Below are 19,940 nucleotides of genomic sequence, written 5' to 3' on the forward strand. Positions count from 1 at the left end.
GCGCCCGGCACCGGATTGCGCATATTCGGCGGGCAAGCCATTGACGCGGAATTGTAACATGGCATGCCTACGCGACGGGATGCGGGAAATTGGGGTGGGTCGCGGATGCGGTTGAAGCTGGACGCGCGGGCGCGCCGTATCTTGCGGCGTATACCGGTCGTGAATGTCTATAGTGTCGTCGAACTCGCGCTGCTGGCCGGGCTGGCCACGCAGTGCGCGCGGCTTGCGTGGACGATCGTGACGCCGATCACGCCGCTCGGCGACTGGCGCCCGGCTGCGCCGATGGTCGTCGGATCGCCCGCCGATATCTTGCGCGGGTTCGATCCGTTCTTCCGCCTCGGTGGGGCGGCGGGCGCACCCGCCACCGTCACGTCGCTCCAGCTGACCCTGTTCGGCACGCGCATCGACGAAGCGATGGCGCGTAGCTCCGCGATCATCGCCGGTCCTGACGGTCTCCAGCAAAGCGTCGCGGTCGGCGACGAGATCCAGCCGGGCGTGCGCCTCAAGTCGGTCGCGTTCGATCACGTCACGATTGACCGTGGCGGTGCCGACGAGGACCTGTTCCTCGACCAGTCGGGCGCCGTCACGCCGGTCGCTCCGGGTGCGGCACCGGCGGGTGCGCCCGGAGCACCAGCGCCCGCCGCCGGTATCCCGATCGCTCAGTTGCGCAGCGAGATCGGCTTCATCCCGAGGATCGACGGCGGCCGCATCAGCGGGCTGACGGTCCGGTCGCAGGGCTCGGGCAACGTCTTCCGCTCCGCCGGGCTCAAGGACGGCGATGTCGTCACCTCGATCGGCGGGCGGCCCGTTTCGGGCCCCGGCGATCTCGACCGCATCGCCAAGGATTTCGCGGGCGGCGGCAACGTCCCCATCACCGTAGAACGCGGCCAGGATACCCTGCCGCTCGCCATTACGATCGCGCCACCCCAATGAAAAAACTGCTTCTCGGCCCCGTCGTGGCGCTCGCACTTGCGGCAGGCGTCCACGCGCAGACCACGCTCAACGTCCGCGATGCCGATATCCGCGCGTTTATCGCCGACGCCGCCAAGGTCACCGGGCGCACGTTCATCATCGACAACCGCGTCGCCGGCAAGGTGACCGTTGTCACCGATCGCCCGCTGTCGCGCTCCGAATATTTCGAGATATTCCTCTCGACGTTGCGCGCCAACGGCCTCGTCGCGGTGCCGACTTCGGGCGGCGCGTTCCGCGTCCAGCCGCTCGACAACGCCGCCTCGCAGCCGAGCCGGATCGGCGTCGCGGGCGCCGCACGCAACAGCTACGTTACCGAGATCATCCGCCTCCGCGCGATCGACGCGCAGTCCGCAGTCGAGACGGTTCGCCCGCTGGTCAGCGCGCAGGGCTCGGTCAGCGCGAACCGTGGCGGCAACAGCCTCGTCGTGGTCGATTTCGCCGACAACATCCGGCGCATCCGCGAAGTCCTTCGCCGGATCGACACCGACACCTCCTCCACGCGCGTCGTCGCGCTGAAGAACGCCAGCGCGAAGGAGATCGCCACCGCGCTCCAGGGCCTGATCGGAACTGGCACTGGCGGCGGTCAAGGCGGGCAGGGCGGTGGCGCAGGCTCCGGCCCGAGCGCATCGGTGGTCGCGGTCGAGGGCTCGAACGCGGTCGCGCTGCGCGGCGATCCGACCACGGTCGCCCGCCTCGCGCAGGTCGCCGCCGACCTCGACCAGAAGGCACGCAACGGCACCGAGATCAAGGTCGTCTTCCTCGAAAACGCCGATGCCGAGCAACTGCTGCCGGTGTTGCAGGAACTCGTCGGCCAGACCCCGACGCAGCCCGTGCAGACCGCCTTGTCGCGCTCGAATTTCGGGTCGAGCAGCACTAACGGTGCGTCCGGCGGCCAGTCGAACTTCTCGCAACCTCAGATCCCGCAATCCGGACCGTCGTCGAGCGGCGGGGGCGGCGGATCGGGCCAGGCGGCGATCACCGCAGCCGGCGGCAAGACCGCCGCGGTCGTTACGCGCTTTGCCGGTGCCAACGCGATCGTCATCGCCGCACCCGCCGAGATCCAGCGTCAGTTGAACGAAGTCGTCCGCCAGCTCGACACCCGCCGCGAACAGGTACTCGTCGAGGCTATCGTCGCCGAGGTCTCCGATTCGACCGCGAGGACGCTCGGTGCGCAGTTCATCGTCGGTGACCCGAGCGGTGGAGCGTTCGGCGCATCGACCTTCTCGAACTCCGCGCCCAACATCCTCCAGATTGCCGGCGCGATCGGCGCGCGTTCGATTGGCGGCAACGGCACGACGGTCGTCGCGCCCGATGGCACGCGCACCGAAACGAACACGCCCAATGCCGCGGCGGACGCTTTGCAGCAGTCGGCGATCGCATCGATCCTCGCGGCCACCGGCGGCTTTGGCGGGTTCGGCGGCAAGATCGGCAGCACGTTCTTCGGCGCGATCATCAACGCGGTGAAGAGCGACACGACCTCGAACCTGCTCCAGGTCCCGCACCTCGTCACGCTCGACAACCAGGAGGCGCACAGCCTCGTCGGGCAGGAGATTCCGATCACCACGGGGCAGGCGCTCAGCACCAATTTCGACAACGCGTTCCGCACCACGCAGCGCCAGAATGTCGGCATCGAGCTGACCGTGCGGCCGCAGGTGAACTCGAGCGGTACGGTGAAGCTCAACCTCCGCCTCGAGGTCAGTTCGATCGCCGGCCCGGTATCGAGCGACAATAGCGACCTGATCCTCAACAAGCGCGAGGTCGAGACCGTCCGCACCGTCGACGACGGCCAGATCGCGGTGATCAGCGGCCTGCTCGACGATAACGAGCGCCGCACGATCGAGAAGATCCCGCTGCTCGGCGACATCCCCGTGCTCGGCCATCTGTTCACCTCGAAGGCGAAGCAGCGGTCGAAGACCAACCTGATGATCTTCATCCGCCCGACGATCCTGCGCACCGCGGAAGACAGCCGTAAGCTGACCGAACAGCGCTATGGCTATGTCCGCCTGCAACAGGGCTTGCAGGAGCCGGGCGCCGAGCCGTCGATCGACCAGCTCGTCCGCGACTACATGGGCGCGGCTCCGCCGATCCCGAGCGCACCGATCCCCGGCAACATCGAAGACCCGCGCATCGCCGTCCCGGTCCGCACCTCGACGATGGTCGTGCGGCCCAGGAAATGATCATCCGCGAAGGCCACGAGATCGACGCTTCTGCTCCCCTCCCGCTTGCGGGAGGGGTCGGGGGAGGGCCTGTCTTACTCCCGGACGACGCGATCGAGGGGTATGTCATTCCCTCCCCCAATCCCTCCCCCAATCCCTCCCGCGAGCGGGAGGGGAGCAGTGATCTCCCCCAGATCACCATCCCCTACGCCTTCGCCCGAAAGTTCGGCGTCGTAGTCGACCACGCCGACACGGACTCCCACCTCACCATCGCCATGCGCGCCGGCGCAGACCCGAAAGTCCTGCTCGAACTCCGCCGCTATCTCGCTCGCCCGTTCGACGTCACCTTCGTCGAGCAGATCGCGTTCGACCGCCTCCTGTCGAACGTCTACGCGATGGACGGCCAGGCCAACGCGCTCGCCGCAGTCGGGATGGGCGACGAACTCGACCTGCTCGCCGGCGACATGCCGACGGCGGAGGACCTGCTCGACACCGCCGACGATGCCCCCGCTATCCGTCTCATCAACGGCATCATCGCCGACGCCGCGCGCAACGGCGTGTCGGACATCCATATCGAGCCGTACGAGTCCGGCCTTGTCGTCCGCATGCGCATCGACGGCGTGCTGCGCGAAACGCTGCGCATGCCGCCCAACGTCGCGCCGGTCGTGGTCAGCCGTATCAAGGTCATGGCGCGCCTCGACATCGCCGAGCGCCGCGTCCCGCAGGACGGGCGGATGGGGCTGACGCTCGGCGGCAAGCTGCTCGACGTCCGCGTCTCGACGCTGCCGTCGCGCGCAGGGGAACGCGTGGTGCTGCGTATCCTCGACAAGGAAAACGCCGGCATCGACCTCAAAGCGCTCGGGCTGCCGCCCGCGTTGTTCGCACTGCTCAACGAAGCGCTCAGCGAGCCCAACGGCATCATCCTCGTCACTGGCCCGACCGGTTCGGGCAAGACCACATCGCTCTACGCCGCGCTACGCCTGCTCAACGACGGCAGCCGCAACATCCTCACCGTCGAGGACCCCGTGGAGTACGCGGTCGACGGCGTCGGCCAGACCCAGGTGAACCCAAAGGTCGGCCTGACCTTCGCGGCAGGGCTACGCGCGATCCTCCGCCAGGATCCGGACGTCGTGATGGTCGGCGAAATCCGCGACCGCGAGACTGCCGAGATCGCGGTGCAGGCGTCGCTCACCGGCCATCTCGTGCTGTCCACGGTCCACACCAACGACGCGATCGGCGCGATCACCCGCATGCGCGACATGAAGGTCGAGAGCTTCCTGCTCGCCTCGACGTTGCGTGCGGTGATCGCCCAGCGCCTCGTCCGCCGGCTCTGCCCGACGTGCCGTAAGGCCGTGCCCGCGTCGGATACGGTAGCCCCGTTGCTCGGCATCCCCTCCGACGCGATCGTCTACGTCGCGCAAGGCTGCGAAGACTGCAACCAGACCGGCTACAAGGGCCGCATCGGCGTCTTCGAAGCTGTCCGCATCGACGACACGATCCGCCGCCTGATCAACACCGACGGCCACGAGTCGGAGATCACCGCGCACGCATTCGCGAAGTCCCCGAACTTGGCGCAATCGGCCCGCGACCTAGTCCTCTCCGGCCAAACCACCGCCGAAGAAGCCGTCCGAGTATCCCGCCGCGACACCACCGAAGCAGTCGAGGATTCAGTAGTTGCGTAGCGTGCGGCAATTCCTCCCCGGAACGGGGAGGGGAACCAGCGAAGCTGGTGGAGGGGGCTCACCACGCTCGCACCACCGGCCGTACGCCGCCAGCAGTGCGTGGCGGCCACAGCCGGAACGTGCGCGGCACGCCCCCTCCACCACCGCTTCGCGGCGGTCCCCCTCCCCTTGCAGGGGAGGATGATGGCGGACTTCGACTACATCGCGATCGACACCAAGGGCGCCGAACGCCGCGGCCACGTCGCCGCGTCCGACATCGACGTCGCACGAGCGACCCTCGACGCGCGCAAGTTCTACGTCGTGAAGATTTCCGCCGGCGCGCCGCCACAAGCCTCGAAAGGCCGCCCGCTCTTCGGCCTTCAACTCGGCACGCCGAAGATGTCGGGCAAGAACCTCACGCTCTTCACCCGCCAGCTCGCCACCCTCAACCGAGTCTCCCCGCTGGAGGAATCGCTCCGCACGATCACGCGCCAGACCGAGCAGGACAGCGTCCGCACGATAGTCCAGCACGTCCACGCCGGCGTCGTCGAAGGCCGCCGCCTCGCCGACGCAATGGCGCGCGAACCCAAGAGCTTCCCGCCGCTCTACCGCGCAATGGTGTCCGCCGGTGAAAGCTCGGGCTCGCTCCCGACCATCCTCGACCGCTTGGCGGCCCTGCTCGAACGCCAGGCTGAAATCCGCGGCAAGCTCATCACTGCGCTCGCCTACCCGTCGATCCTCGCGCTCGTCGCGTTCGGCGTCGTCACCGCGCTGATGATGTTCGTGGTGCCGCAGGTGGTCGAGCAATTCGACACGGTCGGCCAGCAACTGCCGCTGTTGACGCGCATGGTGATGGCGTTCTCGGCGTTCCTCGTCGGATACTGGTGGGTGATGCTGCTGATCGTCGTCGGCGGCGGTCTCGCCGGGTGGCGGGCGCTCAAGGACCCGACGCTCAGGCTCGCCTTCGACGGCTGGCTGCTCCGCATTCCGCTGCTCGGCCGGCTGATCCGAGACCTCCACGCAGCACGTATGGCGCGCACGCTCGGCACGATGGTCGCGAGCCGCCTGCCGCTGCTCGATGGCCTCAACCTCACCGCCAGCACGATCCACAACCGCCGCCTCCGTCAGGCGTCGGACCAGATCGTCGACGCGATCCGCGGCGGTGGTTCGCTCTCCGCCGCGATGCGCCGCGCCGGCGTCTTCCCCCCGCTGCTGACCTATCTCGCGGCAAGCGGTGAAGCGGCGGGCCGGCTCGACGAGATGCTGGAGCGCGCCGCCGATTATCTCGAACGCGAGTTCGACCGTTTCACCGCCACCGCACTTTCGCTGCTCGAACCGCTGATCATCGTCGTGATGGGCGGCATCGTCGCGACGATCGTGCTATCCATCCTGCTCCCGATCCTCCAGCTCAACACGCTGGCCGGACAATGAGGTTGTTCATGCGTCCCGAAGATAAAAAGAAGCGCCGCGAGGCCGGCTTTACCCTCGTCGAGCTGATGGTGGTGATCGTGATCATCGGCCTGCTTGCCACCATCGTCGCGCTCAACGTGCTGCCCTCGGGCGACACCGCGCGGATCCAGAAGGCGAAGGCCGACATCGCGCAGATCGAGGGTGGGCTGGAGCTCTACAAGCTCCAGAACATGACCTTCCCCAACACCACGCAGGGGCTGAACGCGCTCGTCTCGGCGCCTGCAGGGCTCGCCGATCCATCGCGCTATCAGCGTGGCGGATATCTGAAGAAGCTGCCGAACGATCCCTGGGGTCGTCCTTATCTCTATGCCTCGCCGGGCGCACACGGCGAGGCCGACGTCTGGACCTTCGGGGCTGACGGCAAGGAAGGCGGCGAGGGGATCGATGCCGATATCGGCAGCTGGCAATAAGTCCTTGGACTGGGTCCCCGCCTGCGCGGGGACACTTTCGCGGAGACGCGAAAGTGGCTTCACGCTGGTCGAGCTGATGGTCGTCGTCACGATCATTGGCTTGGCCTCGGCGGTAGCTGTGCTCGTGATGCCGGACCCGCGCGGCCGCGTGCTCGACGAGGCGACGCGCTTCGCCTTGCGGGCCCGCGCCGCGCATGACTCGGCGATCGTCGAGGCGCGTCCGGTGAGCGTCTGGATCAGCGGTGGTGGCTACGGCTTCGACCGGCGGCTGGCTGGCGGTTGGACGCCGATCGCGGAGAAACCGATGCGCGTTGAACGCTGGAACGACGGCACCAGAGCCAGCATCGGCGACACCAGCGGCCGCCTGCGCGTGACGTTCGACCCGACCGGCCTCGTCGATCGCCCTGCGGAGATCCGCCTTGATCGTGGCGGTGTAGCAGCGACCGTCCACATCGACGCCGACGGCAGCGTAAGAGCCGATGCGGGCTGAGCGCGGCTTCACCCTTCGTCGACGTTACGCCGAACACGGCTTCACGTTGATAGAAATCATGGTCGCGCTGGCAGTCTTCAGCCTCGCGGCGATGGCGCTGGTGCGTCTGGAAAGCGCGACGATCCGCGGCGCCTCCATCCTCGACGAAACGCTCGTCGCACAGATGGTCGCGCGCAACGTCGCGATCGACGCGGTCACCAGCGCGCAACCACCGACCGCAGGCCGCGTCACCGGCGTCGAGACGAACGGCGGCCAGCCCTGGATGTGGACCCGGCAGGTCAGCGCACTCGGCGGATCGAGCGTGTTGCGGATCGACGTAGAGGTCGCCGACCGGACCGGCACGCAACTCGGTCGTCTGACGATGGTCCGACCAGCACCGCGGATGGTGATGTGACGCCTCCGAAAACCGAGGCCGGCTTCACGCTCATCGAAGTCATGGTGTCGCTTATGATCTTCGGCATGATCGCCGCCGCCGGCGTGGCGATCCTGTCGTTCAGCGTGAAGGCGCAGAGTTCGACCGGTGCGAAGCTCGACGACATCAGCGCACTCACGCGGACGATGTCGATCCTGTCCGCCGATCTCGCCCAGGCGTCGAACCGCGCTACCCGCGACGAGGCCGGCACCAGCGTTCCCGCGTTCATCGGCGAGAGCGGGTCGGGCGTCACGCCGATGCTCCGCCTCGTCCGCGCCGGCTGGAGCAATATCGACGGTGCGGCGCGCTCCAGCATGCAGAAGGTTGCCTATCGCGTTGATGGGGGCGTGTTCCAGCGGATCGCCTATCCGATGGTCGACGGCGCGCAACCGCTTCCGCCTGCCGCGTTGCTCACCAAAGTCCGCCAGGTCGCACTCCGCTATCGCATCGCGGGCGCCTGGAGCGATCGCTGGGATGGTGCGAGCGGCAGGCCGTTGCCCGACGCGATGGAACTTACCGTCCAGCGCGACGACGGTACGCAGTTCCGCCAGATGTTCCTCGTCGGCACCAGCTACGTGCCCGCGCCATCCGATGGAACGGGTCCAGCCGCCACGCCACCTGCGGTCACACCTCCCGGACAGGAGACGCCCGGTGCGCGCACCTGATCGCGGCCTCGAGCGTGGGCGGGAACGGGGCGCGGCGCTGCTCACCGTGCTGATGCTCGTCGCGATCATCGCGGTGATGGCGGGGGCGGCGCTGGAAAAACTCCGGCTGTCGACCCGGCTTGCTAGCAATGCCGCGACCGGCGAGCAGGCGCGCGCCTATGCACTCGCGGCGGAGACGATGGCGCTGACTCGCGTCTCCAACCTGCTCGCGCCAAAGCCTACGCGAGTCACGTTGGCCGGCGGCTGGAGCAACACCCCGTTCGGCCTGCCGGTCCCCGGAGGCTTCGCGACCGCGCGCGTCCGCGACGGGGCGAACTGCTTCAACCTGAATTCTCTCGTCGGCATGACCACCCCCGGCGTGTACGTCGCGCGTGGCGATGTGCGGCCGCAGTTCGTCCGCCTGATGCGGCTGCTCGACGTGCCGGTGCAGGTCGCGGAACAGGTCGCGGCGGGCACGACCGACTGGATCGACAGCGATCAGGACCAGTCACCGATGGGGGCCGAGGACGGCGCATATCTCGGCCGTGTGCCGTCGTACCGCACCGCCGGCACGCTGATGAGCGACCCCAGCGAACTGCGCGCGATCGCCGGGATGACGCCTGAGATCTACACGAAGATTCGCCCGTGGATCTGCACGCTGCCCTTCACCAAGCCGTCGCCGATCAACGTCAACACGCTGCTGCCCGAACAGAGCGTGCTGCTCGCGATGATGTATCCGGATACTCTGTCGGTTGGTGCCGCCCAGCAACTGCTGCTGCGGCGACCGTTGCAGGGCTATGCGACCTTCGACGAATTGCAGAAGGGCGCGTCGTTGCTTGGCGCCGCCAATATCGCGCCCGGTGTGGACGCGCAGGTGCTGTCGAAATGGTTCACGCTCGATATCGACGTGACGCTCGGCACGACGCAAATGCAGGAACGTGCGTTGATCGACGCGAACCGGCTTCCCGCGCAGCTTGTATCGCGGCAATGGGGCGAGCCATCATGACGACTTTGCTGTTCCTTCCCGCCGGCGAGACCGGATATCGCTGGATGCGCGTTGCGGATGCGCGCGTGGTCGGGGAAGGGGAGGGTATCCCCGATGCGATCGACGACGAGACGATCGCGGTCGCGCCCGCCGACGCGGTGACGCTGCATTGGGCGGAACTGCCGTCGCGGTCCGCGGCGCAGGCGACAGCGGCCGCGCGTATCCTGGCGAGCGAAGCAAGTGCGTCGCCGCTCGCCGAACTCCATGTCGCAGTCGGGGACGAAGGCACCAGCGAACGACCGATCGGCGTCGTCGGTGCCGCGACGATGCGCGACTGGCTGCTGATGCTGGCGGAGGCGGGCGTCGACCCGGTCGCCGTCATTCCCGCACCGATGCTCCTTCCGCGACCCGAAGAGGGGTACGCGCGGGCGGAACTCGCTGGCAGCGGTGTCGTGCGTGGCACCTCCAGCGGGTTCGCCGATGAGGCGCGACTGACGGAGCTTGTGACCGGCGGCACTGCGCCTGCGACGATCGACCGCGATACGCTGGAGGCAGCGATCGTTGCCGCCGTCGCGTCGCCACCGCTCGACCTACGCCAGGGGCCGTTCGCGCGGCGGCGAAGGTTCGCGATCGACTGGGGGCTGATCCGTCGGCTCGCGCTGTTATCGCTGACGATTCTGGCCGTGACCCTCGCGATTTCGCTCGTCCGCATCGCGAAGTACAGCTTCGGCGCGGATGCGTTGGAGGCGGAGGCCAATACGGTCGCGGTCACCGGTTTGCCGCGCGGCGAGACGGTCGTCGATTCCAGCCGCCAACTCGACGAGCGCCTGTCGCGCGTCCGCGGCCCGGGGCTCGGCTTCACCAGCACGACCGCGGCGGTGTTCGCGGCGGTGCGTGCGACGCCCGGCACCGAAGTCACCGCGCTCGATTTCCAGGCGAACGGCGACCTGCGCCTGTCGGTGGCGGTCGAACGGGAAGCCTTGGCGACCGACCTCAAACGAGCGCTCGAATCAGCCGGCTTCTCGGTCCGCGCCGGCGTGTTCCAGGCGGCAGCCGGCCGCGTGACGGGTGAACTCACGATCAGCCCGGAGAGCGGACGATGACCGGACTGAAGACGTGGTTCGAAGGACGCTCGCTCAGGGAGCGGCGGCTGTTGCTCGTGATGGCGGGGCTAGCGGTCCTTACGTTGCTATGGGCGCTGATCATCCGCCCGGTCGGCGACGGCCTGTCCAGTGCGCGCGAACGTCACGCCGACGCCGTTACCCGGCTCGGCGAAACGCGCGCGCAAGTCGCGACGTTGCGCGATATCCAGCGGACGCGCGCCACGCCGCTGACCGGCACGCTGGCCGACGCAGTACGCGCCGAGGCGGACCAGGCCGGCTTCGCGCTCGCCTCGCTCGATCAGGATGGCGCGAGCCGGGTCCGCGTCGGCATCCAGTCGGCACGTCCTGCTGCATTGGTCGCGTGGCTCGCGCGGCTTGAACGGCTCGGCATCCTCGTCGATTCGGTGGCGATGACCGACAAGGGCGACAAGACCGTCGGCGTCGCGCTTACGTTGAAGGCGCGTGCGGCATGAGGCGGATCCGTTTGCGAACCGGTCCCGCCGCGCTGTTCGGTGGCATGCTGCTGATCGCGCTGATCGTGTTCCTGCCGATGCGCGCGGTGCTCGGCTGGGTCGGTGTCGGCGACGAAGGGCTGGTCGCGCGGCGCGTGTCGGGGACGATCTGGGGCGCGACGCTGACCGAAGCGCGGTTCGGCGATCTCGCGCTCGGCGATCTGCACGCGCGGCTGTCGCCGCTGCCGCTGCTGGTCGGCCGCGCGACGATCGTCTTCGCCGGTCCCGAATCGGTGTCGGCCAAGCCGTTGCGCGGGTCGGCGAGCGTCAGTCGCCACGGCTTCGGCGTCGATCACATGACCGCCACGGTCGCGACCGGCCGGCTGTTCGCGCCGGTGCCCGTCTCCGCGCTCGACCTCGACGACGTCTCGGTCCGCTTCCGCGATGGCCAGTGCGAGGCCGCCGAGGGCCGCGTCCGCGCAACGCTGGCGGGTGACGTCGGCGGGATCACCTTGCCGCAGTCGGTGAGCGGCACCGCGCGCTGCGACGGCACGGCGTTGCTGCTGCCGCTGGCGAGCCAGTCTGGGACCGAGGGCATCGCGCTCCGGATCGAGGGGGCAGGGACCTACCGCGCCGAGCTGTCGCTGCGTCCGTCCGATCCGTTGGCGGTCCAGAAGCTCGAGCAGGCGGGCTTCGTGAGCGGCCCGAACGGGTACAAGCTCGCCATCGAAGGACGTTTTTGACGTCTTTTTGGCAAGTCGACGGTTGACGCCGCCCGGTGACCCCCGCTAGGGGGCGATGCCTACGCGGCGGTCGTAGTTCAATTGGTTAGAGCGTCGGCTTGTGATGCCGGATGTTGCGGGTTCAAGTCCCGTCGGTCGCCCCATTTTCCCATTATTTTTCCGAGCCTCCCCAACGTGAGCGCTTTGGGCTGGTAAAACCGGCCGGAAAATAATATTTCGCCTCCCGGTAATTTTATTCTCCTCAGGAGCCGGCGATGACAGCGGTTTGGGACCTTCCCGATTTCGACGACCACGAGGGCGTTCATGCCTTCACCGATCCCGAATCGGGCCTGCACGCGGTGATCGCGGTGCACTCGACCAAGCTCGGGCCGGCAGCCGGTGGCGCACGCTTCTGGCATTATGCGGACAATGGCCGCGCGGTGACCGACGCGTTGCGTCTGTCGCGCGGCATGAGCTTCAAGAACGCGATGGCGGGCCTGGAGCTTGGCGGCGGCAAGGGCGTGGTCCTCGCGGCCAAGCCGGGCGACGTCATCACGACCGCGCAGCTCGAGGCGTTCGGCCGCGCGGTCGACTCGCTCGGCGGGCGCTACGTGACGGCCGAGGACGTCGGCATGTCCGAAGACCGCATGAAGGTGATCGCCAGCCAGACGCGCTACGTCTCCGGCCTGCCGGTCGCGAGCGGCGCTGCGGGTGGCGATCCCGGGCCGTACACCGCGCTCGGCATCTATCTCGGCGTGAAGGCGGCGGCTCAGCGTGGCCTCGGCGCGACCGACATGAAGGGCGTGCGCGTCGCGATCCAGGGCGTCGGCTCGGTCGGCGGCGGTCTCGCGCGGTTGCTGGCCAAGGACGGCGCGGTGCTGACGCTGGCCGACGTCGACGAGGGCCGTGCGCAGAAGCTGGCGGCTGAGCTCGGCGCGACCGCGGTGGTGGCCGAGGCGATCCTGACCACCGAGGCGGATATCTTCAGCCCGAACGCACTCGGTGCTATCCTGACCGAGATGTCGATCGCCGCGCTGAAGGCGAAGGTCGTCGCCGGCGGCGCGAATAACCAGCTGAGCGTCCGCGAGGACGGTGCTCGGCTGCACGCACGCGGCATCCTGTATGCGCCGGACTACGTCATCAACGCAGGCGGGATCATCAATGTCGGGCTCGAATATCTCGGGCAGGGCGACGAGGCCGAGGTTAAGGCACGGATCGCTCGGATCCCGGAGCGCTTGATCGAAGTGTGGAACGAGAGCGATCGTTCGGGCGAGCCTTCGTCGGACGTCGCAGACAGCATCGCGAAGGGCTTGATCGGCCGCTAAGCGTCCTTCTCCCCTCAGGGGAAAAGGTGGCACGCAGTGCCGGATGAGGGGAGTTGGGGCGAACGATCCAAGCCTCACTCCCCTCACCCTCCCACCGCAAGCGCGGCGGGCCCCTCCCTCTCCCCGCCGGGGAGAGGGGCTAACTCTCGCGTGACGACGGCGGATTTAGCCAATAAGGCTATCCCCAGTGGCCACCCTACACGCCTTCGCAAACCCAGCGCGCTTCCTGAAGATCGCCAAGCCGTTGACGCCGTTGCTCTTCTGGGCCGGTGTCGCGCTGATCGCGCTGGGTTGCTGGGCGGGCCTGACGCAGACTCCGCCCGATTACCTTCAGGGCGAGACCGTCCGCATCCTCTACATCCACGTCCCCGCCGCCTGGCTCGGCATGGGCGGATGGAGCGGGATCGCGATCTCCAGCATCATGTTCCTCGTCTGGCGCCATCCGCTCGCCAGCGTCGCGGCGCGCGCGATCGCGCTGCCCGGCGCGGTGTTCGCGGCTCTATGCCTCATGACCGGCTCGATCTGGGGACGGCCGACCTGGGGAACGTGGTGGCAATGGGACGGCCGGCTGACCTCGATGCTGCTGCTGTTCTTCGTCTATCTCGGCTACATGGCGCTCGCGAAGGCCGATGCGGATCGCGGCGGCGACGGGCGCGTGCCGGCGCTCTATGGGATCGCGGGCTCGGTGCTGCTGCCGATCATCCGCTATTCGGTGGTGTGGTGGAACACGCTGCACCAGGGCCCGAGCATCGGCCTCACCAAGTCGACCATCGCCGGTTCGATCCTGTGGCCGCTGCCGATCATGCTCGCCGGCTTCACCTTCGTGTTTGCAGGGATCGTCTTGATGCGGATGCGGACGATGCTCGCCGTTGCTAAGAGCGAAGCCCGTATGCGCAGGATGGCCAGAGCATGAACCCTTGGCCGTTCGTGACTGCCGCTTATGTCGTGACGCTCAGCGGCGGCGCGATCCTCGCGCTGCTGAGCTATTTCGCGATGGGTAGGGCCGAGAAATGAAGGCCAAGCATCAACGCCTCACCCTCGCGCTGCTAGCGCTGGGAGCTGTCGTGGTAGCGGGGTTGCTCGCGTTGTCGGCGCTCAAGGACCAGGCCGCGTTCTTCTATGCGCCCTCCGACGTGCGCCGCGACGGCCTCCCGCTCGGCCGCGCGGTCCGGCTCGGCGGGATGGTCGAGAGCGGTTCGGTCAAGCGCGCCGCTGACGGCATCACCGTGCACTTCGTCGTCACCGACGGCCAGGCAACCACCCCCGTCGTCTTTGCCGGCATCGTCCCCGACCTGTTTCGCGAGAAATCAGGCGTCGTCGCCGAAGGCCAGTTCCAGCCCAACGGCAGCTTCGTCGCGTCGAACCTGCTCGCCAAGCACGACGAGAAATACATGCCGCCGCAGATGGCCGGTAAGATGCACGAGACCAAGACACTCGACCCGGACGCCAAGCAATGATCGCCGAAGCAGGCCTCGCCGCGCTCTGGTTCGCAGGCGCGCTCGCGGCGTTGCAGCTGGTTATGGCCGCGATCGGCATAGCGCGCGATCGTGACGACGTCGCTGCGGCGGTGCGGCCTGTGGCGATCGTCCAGGGCCTGCTCGCATTGCTGGCGATGGCGCTGCTGATCGAGTTGTTCCTCAACTCCGACATGTCCGTAAAACTGGTCGTCGAGAACAGCCATTCCGCCAAGCCCTGGCTCTACAAGTTCGCCGGCGCATGGGGAAATCACGAAGGCTCGATGCTCCTCTGGGTGACGATCCTCGGGCTGGCCGGCGGGGCGGTGGCGATCTTCGAGCGTTCGCTGCCCGAACGCACGCTCACCGCGACGCTCGGCGCACAGGCGACGATCGCGCTCGGATTCTACGCCTTCCTGCTGTTCTCCTCGAACCCGTTCGCGCGACTCAATCCTGCTCCGGCCGATGGCCTTGGGCTCAACCCGCTGTTGCAGGACCCGGGCTTGGCGTTCCACCCGCCGACGCTCTACACGGGCTATGTCGGCCTCTCGGTCGCGTTCTCGTTCGCGGTCGGCGCACTGGTCACCCGCGATGTGGGGCCAGCGTTCGCCAAAGCGATGCGCCCTTGGGTGCTCATCGCGTGGATATTCCTGACGCTCGGCATCACCGCCGGATCGTACTGGGCGTATTACGAACTCGGCTGGGGCGGCTGGTGGTTCTGGGACCCGGTCGAGAACGCCTCGCTGATGCCGTGGCTCGCGGCGACCGCACTGCTTCATTCGGTGACCGTGCTGGCGACCCGCGACGGCCTGCGCGCCTGGACGATCATGCTGGCGGTCGTCGCGTTCTCGATGTCGATGATCGGCACGTTCCTGGTGCGCTCGGGTATCCTGACGAGCGTGCACGCGTTCGCGGTCGATCCGGAGCGAGGCGCGTTCATCCTGGCGTTGCTCGCAATCTACATCGGCGGTGCGCTCGCGTTGTTCGCCGCGCGGATTGGCACCGTCCGCGCGGGCACGACCTTCGATCCGGTCAGCCGGGAGGGCGGACTGGTCGCGAACAACCTGCTGTTGTCGGTGATCCTCGGGATCGTCCTGATCGGCACGCTCTACCCGATCGTCGCAGCAAGCTTCGACGTTCAGCTTTCGGTCGGCCCGCCGTTCTTCAACAAGGCGGCGGGGCCGATCGCGTTGCTTCTCGTCGCGGTGATGGCGGTCGGGCCGTTGCTGCGCTGGCGGCGTGACGAAGCGAAGGCGGTGCTGGGCCGTGTGATGTTGCCGATCGGTGCGACGCTGTTGGCAGCGATCGCGTTGCTGTTCGTCTGGCCGGGCGTGCTCCCTTGGGCCGGGCTTTCGCTTGCCGCCGGGCTCGCCGTCGCCAGCGTCGCGCCTCTTTGGAAGCGCAATCTCAAGCGCACGCCGCTTTTCACCTACGGCATGGTCATCGCGCATCTCGGCATCGCGGTCAGCCTCGCCGGGATAGCGTCGGACAGCGCGTTCACCCAGGAAACGCTGGTCGCGGTGCGTGCGGGTGAACCGGCGCGAGTCGGTCCGTATACCGTGACGCTCGACGGCATCTCGCCGGTGATTGGGGAGAACTGGTCGGCACTCGAGGCGCGGCTCACCGCCACGAGGGGCACGAACGCGAGCATCCTGCGGCCGCAGCGGCGGTTCTTCGCCAATCCGCCGACGAGCACGAATGAATCCGCTATCCTGACGGTACTAGATGGCCAGCTCTATACCGTGCTCGGCCAGCCAGACGGGCAAGGGCGGTGGCAGCTTCGGCTCTGGTGGAAGCCGTTCGTGACGCTGATCTGGTTCGGTGGCGTGCTGATCGCACTGGGGGGCATGCTGTCGCTGCTCGGCCGGGTGCGGCGTGAGCGCCGCGCCGCGATGCGGGTTGAATGGGCATGAAGCGGTTCGCACTCTGGGCGCCGCTGGCGATCTTCGCGCTGCTGTTCGCGGTCGTAGCGAGCGGGCTGTTCCGGCCCGCGGAAAAGGTGGTGCGATCGGCGATGGTCGGCAAGCCGCTCCCCGATTTCGCGCTGCCGGCGATGGTCCCTGGCAAACCGGGCCTGACCAGCGCGTCGTTCCGACAGGGCAAGCCGCGGTTGCTCAACGTGTTCGCAAGCTGGTGCATCCCGTGCATCGCCGAGGCGCCGCAACTGATGCGGTTGAAGGCGATGGGCGTACCGATCGACGCGATCGCGATCCGCGACACCGCGCCGGCGATTAGCGGGTTCCTCCGACGCAACGGCGATCCGTACGAGCGTATCGGCAGCGATCGGGCCAGCCAGGTGCAGTTGGCGCTGGGCTCGTCAGGCGTGCCGGAGACGTTCGTGATCGATGGCCGCGGGATCGTCGTGAAGCAGATCATCGGCGATATCCGTCCGGAGAATGTGGCCGAGATCGTGCAAGCCGTGAAGGACGCGCGGTGAGGGGCTCGCACTTCATTCCCCTCCCGCTTGCGGGAGGGGTTAGGGGAGGGGCTTCTCCTCCAGCATCACGCGCGCGTTCGCGTCATGCCCTCCCCCGGCCCCTCCCGCGAGCGGGAGGGGAGGTTCTTTCCGCGCTGTTGCTCTGCATCTCGCCGGCCTTCGCACAGCCGGTCACTCCGCCAGCGCATTACGCCAACGTGCAACTTACCGACCCCGCCAAGGAAGCCTCCGCCCGCGCGCTAATGGAAACGCTGCGCTGCCTCGTCTGCCAGGGCCAGTCGATCGCCGACAGCGATGCCGACATGGCGGCCGACATGCGCGCGCTCGTCCGCGAGCGGATCGAGCGTGGCGAAAAGCCTGCCTCGATCCGCGATTGGCTGATCGCGCGCTATGGCGATTACGTGACCTATGATCCACCGCTGTCGGGGCTGACCTGGCCGCTGTGGCTCGCGCCGATCCTGCTGCTTGGCATCGGCGGCTGGATCGCGCGGTCGAGCTTCCGGCGGAGGACGCGCTGATGGGCTGGGTGTGGCTTGCCGTCATCGGTGCAGGCGTGTTCGCGCTGCTCGCGGTGTTGAAGATCGATCGGCTGTTGTGGACGATGGTCGCGTCGGCGTTGATGCTGGGCGCAGCGGGCTATGCGTTGCAGGGGCAGCCGGGGCTCGCCGGGCATCCCGTTACGACCGGGCTCGCCCCGGCGCCCGACGATAGCGCAATGCTCGAACTGCGCGATCAGATGCTGGAGCGATACACCGGCGCGGCGGCGTATCTGGTGGCTGCGGACGCGATGACGCGGATCGGCGACCGCCGAGCGGCGGTGCAGGTGTTGCTCGGCGGCATCCGGATAGCGCCAAAGAGCCTGGTGCTGTGGACTGGTCTCGCCAATGCGCTTTCCGCGCACGATGCCAATCAGGTTTCGCCGCCCGCGTTGTTCGCGTTTCAGCAGGCAATGCGACTGGCGCCCAAACACCCCGCTCCGCCGTTTTTCCTGGGGCTGGCGTATGTGAGAGCCGGTGAGTTCGCGATGGCGCGACCGTATTGGGCTAAGGCGCTTGCCTTGACGCCAGCCAACATTTCGTATCGGGGCGAGATCGCCACGCGACTGGCTATGCTGGATCGGTTCCTGGCTATGCAGGACGTGCCGAACGCAGGCCAAAAATAGTCCCGTCATCCTGGGCTCGACCCAGGATCCAGAGCCATGAACGTTAAGCTATTTGGCTCTGGATCCTGACTTTCGTCAGGATGACGGGAAAAGGGGTGACAGGAATATGGCCTTACTGCCCGCGGCCGGTCTTCGACTGCAGTTCGTCGATCTTCTTCGACGCATCCGCCTTGGTCAGCGTTTCGTCGAATTCCTCATGCGCTTCCTCGGACAGCGTCTTGAGGTAGCTCGCCTGCGCACCGGTCATCTTCTCGTCGCCGGTGGTCCAGTCGTCCGGGTCCTTCTCGGCGTTCGAGAACGGTTCGGACTTGGGGTTCGGGGTGTCGGACATTGGAAATTCCTTTCCCCTGTCCAACACCCATGTTCCGTATCCGTTCCCGAGTCAGCCAGCCCATGCTTCGTAAGGTAAACCTAGATCATCGGCGACCGCCTTGTACGCGATCTTGCCCTTGTAGACGTTCAGCCCGTTGGCGAGGTGCGGGTCGGCCTTCATCGCGGCCTCGGCCCCCAGATTTGCCAACTTGAGCGCGAACGGCAGCGTCGCATTGTTGAGCGCGAATGCCGAGGTGCGCGCCACGGCGCCCGGCATGTTGGCGACGCAGTAATGGATCACGCCGTCGACCTCGAACACCGGATCCTCATGCGTCGTGGCGTGCGACGTCTCGAAGCACCCACCCTGGTCGATCGCGATGTCGACCAGCACCGAGCCGCGCTTCATCGTCTTCAGCATCTCGCGCGTGACGAGCTTTGGCGCAGCGGCCCCCGGCACCAGCACCGCACCGATCACCAGATGCGCATTCTTCACCGCCGCCGCGATCGCAGCCTTCGATGCGTACGCCGTCTTGATCTGGCTGGAGAAGAACATGTCGAGCTCGGCGAGGCGATCGTTCGAAATGTCATAGATCGTCACGTCGGCGCGCATGCCGACCGCCATCTGCGCCGCGTTGACGCCCGACACGCCGCCGCCGAGGATGGCGACCTTGGCCGGAGCCACACCGGGGACGCCGCCGAGCAGCACGCCACGTCCGCCCTGCTCCTTCTCCAGATAATGCGCGCCGACCTGTACCGACATGCGGCCTGCGACCTCGGACATCGGCTTCAGCAACGGCAGACCGCGACGGTTGTCGGTGACGGTCTCGTACGCGATGCAGGTCGCGCCGGACTTCATCAGCCCCTCGGCCTGCGGCTTGTCCGCGGCGAGGTGGAGGTAGGTGAACAGCAGGTGGCGCGGTTCGAGCATCGCGATCTCGCTCGGCTGCGGCTCCTTGACCTTTACGATCATGTCGGCGCCGGCGAACACGGCGGCGGCCGTCGGCAGGATCGTCGCGCCTGCGTCGATATAGTCCTGGTCCTCGAAATCGATGCCCGATCCGGCCTGCGTCTCGACGACGACCTCGTGACCGGCTGCGACCAGTTCGGCGACCGACGGCGGGGTCAGGCCGACGCGATATTCGTGATTCTTGATTTCCTTGGGGACACCGACGCGCATTGATTCCACTCCATTATCGTTTGCGCCATACTAGCGCGCCTTGGACGGGAAGGGTTCGCAAACTCGTCGCGGTGCGATACCGCATCTGCAAGATGATTGCATCCATCGCCCTTGAAACGGGATAATCTTGAGCATCACGATCGAACGCAGGATCCTAGACCTGCTCGCCGCCAATTCTGACCTCACCAGCGCCGAGCTTGGCGACGCTGTCGGCCTGTCGGCGAGCGCGGCGCATCGCCGGGTCGCGCAGTTACGGGAGAGTGGCGCGATCACCGGCTATCGTGCGGTGTTGTCGCAGGCTGCGCGGGGCGATCCCAGTATCGTCCTGGTCAATGTCACGCTGCGGGATCAGCGCAAGGAGACGATGGCCGCGTTCGAGGCCGAGATCGTCGAGTGCCCGCAAGTGGTCCAATGCTTCCTGATGAGCGGGGAGGCGGACTACATGCTTCACGTCGAGATCCGCCACGGCGAGACGTTCGAACGCATTCACCGCGAGACGCTGTCGCAACTACCGGGCGTAACGCGGCTCGCGTCACACTTCGTCATTCGCGAGGTCATCAGGCGATAGCGTTTTCCTGCGAACGCAGGAATGCAGG

Annotated in this window: 22 protein-coding genes and 1 tRNA gene; 21 read left to right on the forward strand and 2 right to left on the reverse strand. The window is 67.3% G+C overall.

Going from position 1 to position 19,940, the window contains the following annotated elements; translation table 11 throughout:
* Positions 1-105 precede the first annotated feature (105 nt).
* The 20 genes from ASF09_RS02970 (at position 106) to ASF09_RS03065 (ending at position 17,855) form a co-directional block, all read left to right on the forward strand.
* Positions 106-933, forward strand: coding sequence for a type II secretion system protein N (locus ASF09_RS02970; protein WP_060524428.1), 828 nt, complete (start codon positions 106-108; stop codon positions 931-933).
* Positions 930-3,149, forward strand: a complete 2,220-nt coding sequence (gene gspD, locus ASF09_RS02975) for a type II secretion system secretin GspD (RefSeq protein ID WP_060524430.1) — start codon at positions 930-932, stop codon at positions 3,147-3,149. Before ASF09_RS02970 ends, gspD begins: the two co-directional genes overlap by 4 nt.
* Entirely contained in the window at positions 3,146-4,810 is a 1,665-nt protein-coding gene (locus ASF09_RS02980) for an ATPase, T2SS/T4P/T4SS family (protein WP_082444014.1), read from the forward strand. The genes gspD and ASF09_RS02980 overlap by 4 nt, the downstream gene beginning before the upstream one ends.
* Before the next feature lie 183 nt (positions 4,811-4,993).
* On the forward strand, positions 4,994-6,220 hold the full coding sequence (gene gspF / locus ASF09_RS02985) for a type II secretion system inner membrane protein GspF (RefSeq protein WP_060524432.1): 1,227 nt from the start codon (positions 4,994-4,996) through the stop codon (positions 6,218-6,220).
* Positions 6,221-6,228: 8 nt separating this feature from the next.
* Entirely contained in the window at positions 6,229-6,669 is a 441-nt protein-coding gene (gene gspG / locus ASF09_RS02990; RefSeq protein ID WP_082444053.1) for a type II secretion system major pseudopilin GspG, read from the forward strand.
* Positions 6,670-6,673: 4 nt separating this feature from the next.
* Positions 6,674-7,159, forward strand: coding sequence for a GspH/FimT family pseudopilin (locus ASF09_RS02995; RefSeq protein WP_327196537.1), 486 nt, complete (start codon positions 6,674-6,676; stop codon positions 7,157-7,159).
* Entirely contained in the window at positions 7,149-7,553 is a 405-nt protein-coding gene (gspI, locus tag ASF09_RS03000) for a type II secretion system minor pseudopilin GspI (RefSeq protein WP_060524434.1), read from the forward strand. The genes ASF09_RS02995 and gspI overlap by 11 nt, the downstream gene beginning before the upstream one ends.
* Positions 7,550-8,236 carry a type II secretion system minor pseudopilin GspJ gene (gene gspJ / locus ASF09_RS03005; protein ID WP_235529539.1) on the forward strand — a complete coding sequence of 229 codons (687 nt, stop codon included), beginning with the start codon at positions 7,550-7,552 and terminating at the stop codon, positions 8,234-8,236. Before gspI ends, gspJ begins: the two co-directional genes overlap by 4 nt.
* Entirely contained in the window at positions 8,223-9,221 is a 999-nt protein-coding gene (gene gspK / locus ASF09_RS03010; protein WP_235529544.1) for a type II secretion system minor pseudopilin GspK, read from the forward strand. Before gspJ ends, gspK begins: the two co-directional genes overlap by 14 nt.
* Entirely contained in the window at positions 9,218-10,303 is a 1,086-nt protein-coding gene (gspL, locus tag ASF09_RS03015) for a type II secretion system protein GspL (protein WP_060524436.1), read from the forward strand. The genes gspK and gspL overlap by 4 nt, the downstream gene beginning before the upstream one ends.
* Positions 10,300-10,776: a type II secretion system protein GspM gene (gene gspM / locus ASF09_RS03020; protein WP_056058034.1), complete on the forward strand. Its 477-nt coding sequence runs from the start codon at positions 10,300-10,302 to the stop codon at positions 10,774-10,776. The genes gspL and gspM overlap by 4 nt, the downstream gene beginning before the upstream one ends.
* A complete protein-coding gene (gene gspN, locus ASF09_RS03025) occupies positions 10,773-11,498 on the forward strand; it encodes a type II secretion system protein N (protein WP_060524438.1) in 726 nt (241 codons plus the stop codon). Before gspM ends, gspN begins: the two co-directional genes overlap by 4 nt.
* A 66-nt stretch (positions 11,499-11,564) precedes the next feature.
* Positions 11,565-11,641: transfer RNA gene (locus ASF09_RS03030), tRNA-His, on the forward strand.
* 111 nt (positions 11,642-11,752) lie between these two features.
* Positions 11,753-12,802 carry a Leu/Phe/Val dehydrogenase gene (locus tag ASF09_RS03035; RefSeq protein WP_060524440.1) on the forward strand — a complete coding sequence of 350 codons (1,050 nt, stop codon included), beginning with the start codon at positions 11,753-11,755 and terminating at the stop codon, positions 12,800-12,802.
* A gap of 187 nt (positions 12,803-12,989) precedes the next feature.
* Positions 12,990-13,715, forward strand: a complete 726-nt coding sequence (gene ccmC, locus ASF09_RS03040; protein ID WP_060524442.1) for a heme ABC transporter permease CcmC — start codon at positions 12,990-12,992, stop codon at positions 13,713-13,715.
* A 97-nt stretch (positions 13,716-13,812) separates the two neighbouring features.
* On the forward strand, positions 13,813-14,259 hold the full coding sequence (ccmE, locus tag ASF09_RS03045; RefSeq protein ID WP_060524444.1) for a cytochrome c maturation protein CcmE: 447 nt from the start codon (positions 13,813-13,815) through the stop codon (positions 14,257-14,259).
* The gene (locus ASF09_RS03050; protein ID WP_060524446.1) at positions 14,256-16,169 is read left to right on the forward strand and encodes a heme lyase CcmF/NrfE family subunit; all 1,914 of its coding nucleotides are present in this window, start codon (positions 14,256-14,258) and stop codon (positions 16,167-16,169) included. Before ccmE ends, ASF09_RS03050 begins: the two co-directional genes overlap by 4 nt.
* A complete protein-coding gene (locus tag ASF09_RS03055; protein WP_060524957.1) occupies positions 16,166-16,693 on the forward strand; it encodes a DsbE family thiol:disulfide interchange protein in 528 nt (175 codons plus the stop codon). Before ASF09_RS03050 ends, ASF09_RS03055 begins: the two co-directional genes overlap by 4 nt.
* A gap of 134 nt (positions 16,694-16,827) precedes the next feature.
* A complete protein-coding gene (locus ASF09_RS03060; protein ID WP_060524959.1) occupies positions 16,828-17,211 on the forward strand; it encodes a cytochrome c-type biogenesis protein in 384 nt (127 codons plus the stop codon).
* Complete coding sequence (locus tag ASF09_RS03065; protein WP_235529545.1) at positions 17,136-17,855, forward strand: tetratricopeptide repeat protein; 720 nt, start codon at positions 17,136-17,138, stop codon at positions 17,853-17,855. Before ASF09_RS03060 ends, ASF09_RS03065 begins: the two co-directional genes overlap by 76 nt.
* A gap of 112 nt (positions 17,856-17,967) precedes the next feature.
* Here ASF09_RS03065 and ASF09_RS03070 read toward each other — a convergent pair whose 3' ends face one another.
* Positions 17,968-18,186 (reverse strand): DUF3072 domain-containing protein, encoded by a 219-nt coding sequence (locus ASF09_RS03070; RefSeq protein WP_056058060.1) that lies wholly within the window; start codon positions 18,184-18,186, stop codon positions 17,968-17,970.
* Positions 18,187-18,237: 51 nt separating this feature from the next.
* On the reverse strand, positions 18,238-19,344 hold the full coding sequence (gene ald, locus ASF09_RS03075) for an alanine dehydrogenase (protein WP_060524450.1): 1,107 nt from the start codon (positions 19,342-19,344) through the stop codon (positions 18,238-18,240).
* Between the two features lie 127 nt (positions 19,345-19,471).
* On the opposite strand from ald, the gene ASF09_RS03080 reads away from it, so the two are divergent.
* Positions 19,472-19,912, forward strand: coding sequence for an Lrp/AsnC family transcriptional regulator (locus tag ASF09_RS03080; protein ID WP_060524452.1), 441 nt, complete (start codon positions 19,472-19,474; stop codon positions 19,910-19,912).
* The last annotated feature ends 28 nt before the right edge of the window (positions 19,913-19,940 follow it).

Origin of the sequence: Sphingomonas sp. Leaf242 (assembly GCF_001422045.1) — a bacterium.
Taxonomy (GTDB): domain Bacteria; phylum Pseudomonadota; class Alphaproteobacteria; order Sphingomonadales; family Sphingomonadaceae; genus Sphingomonas.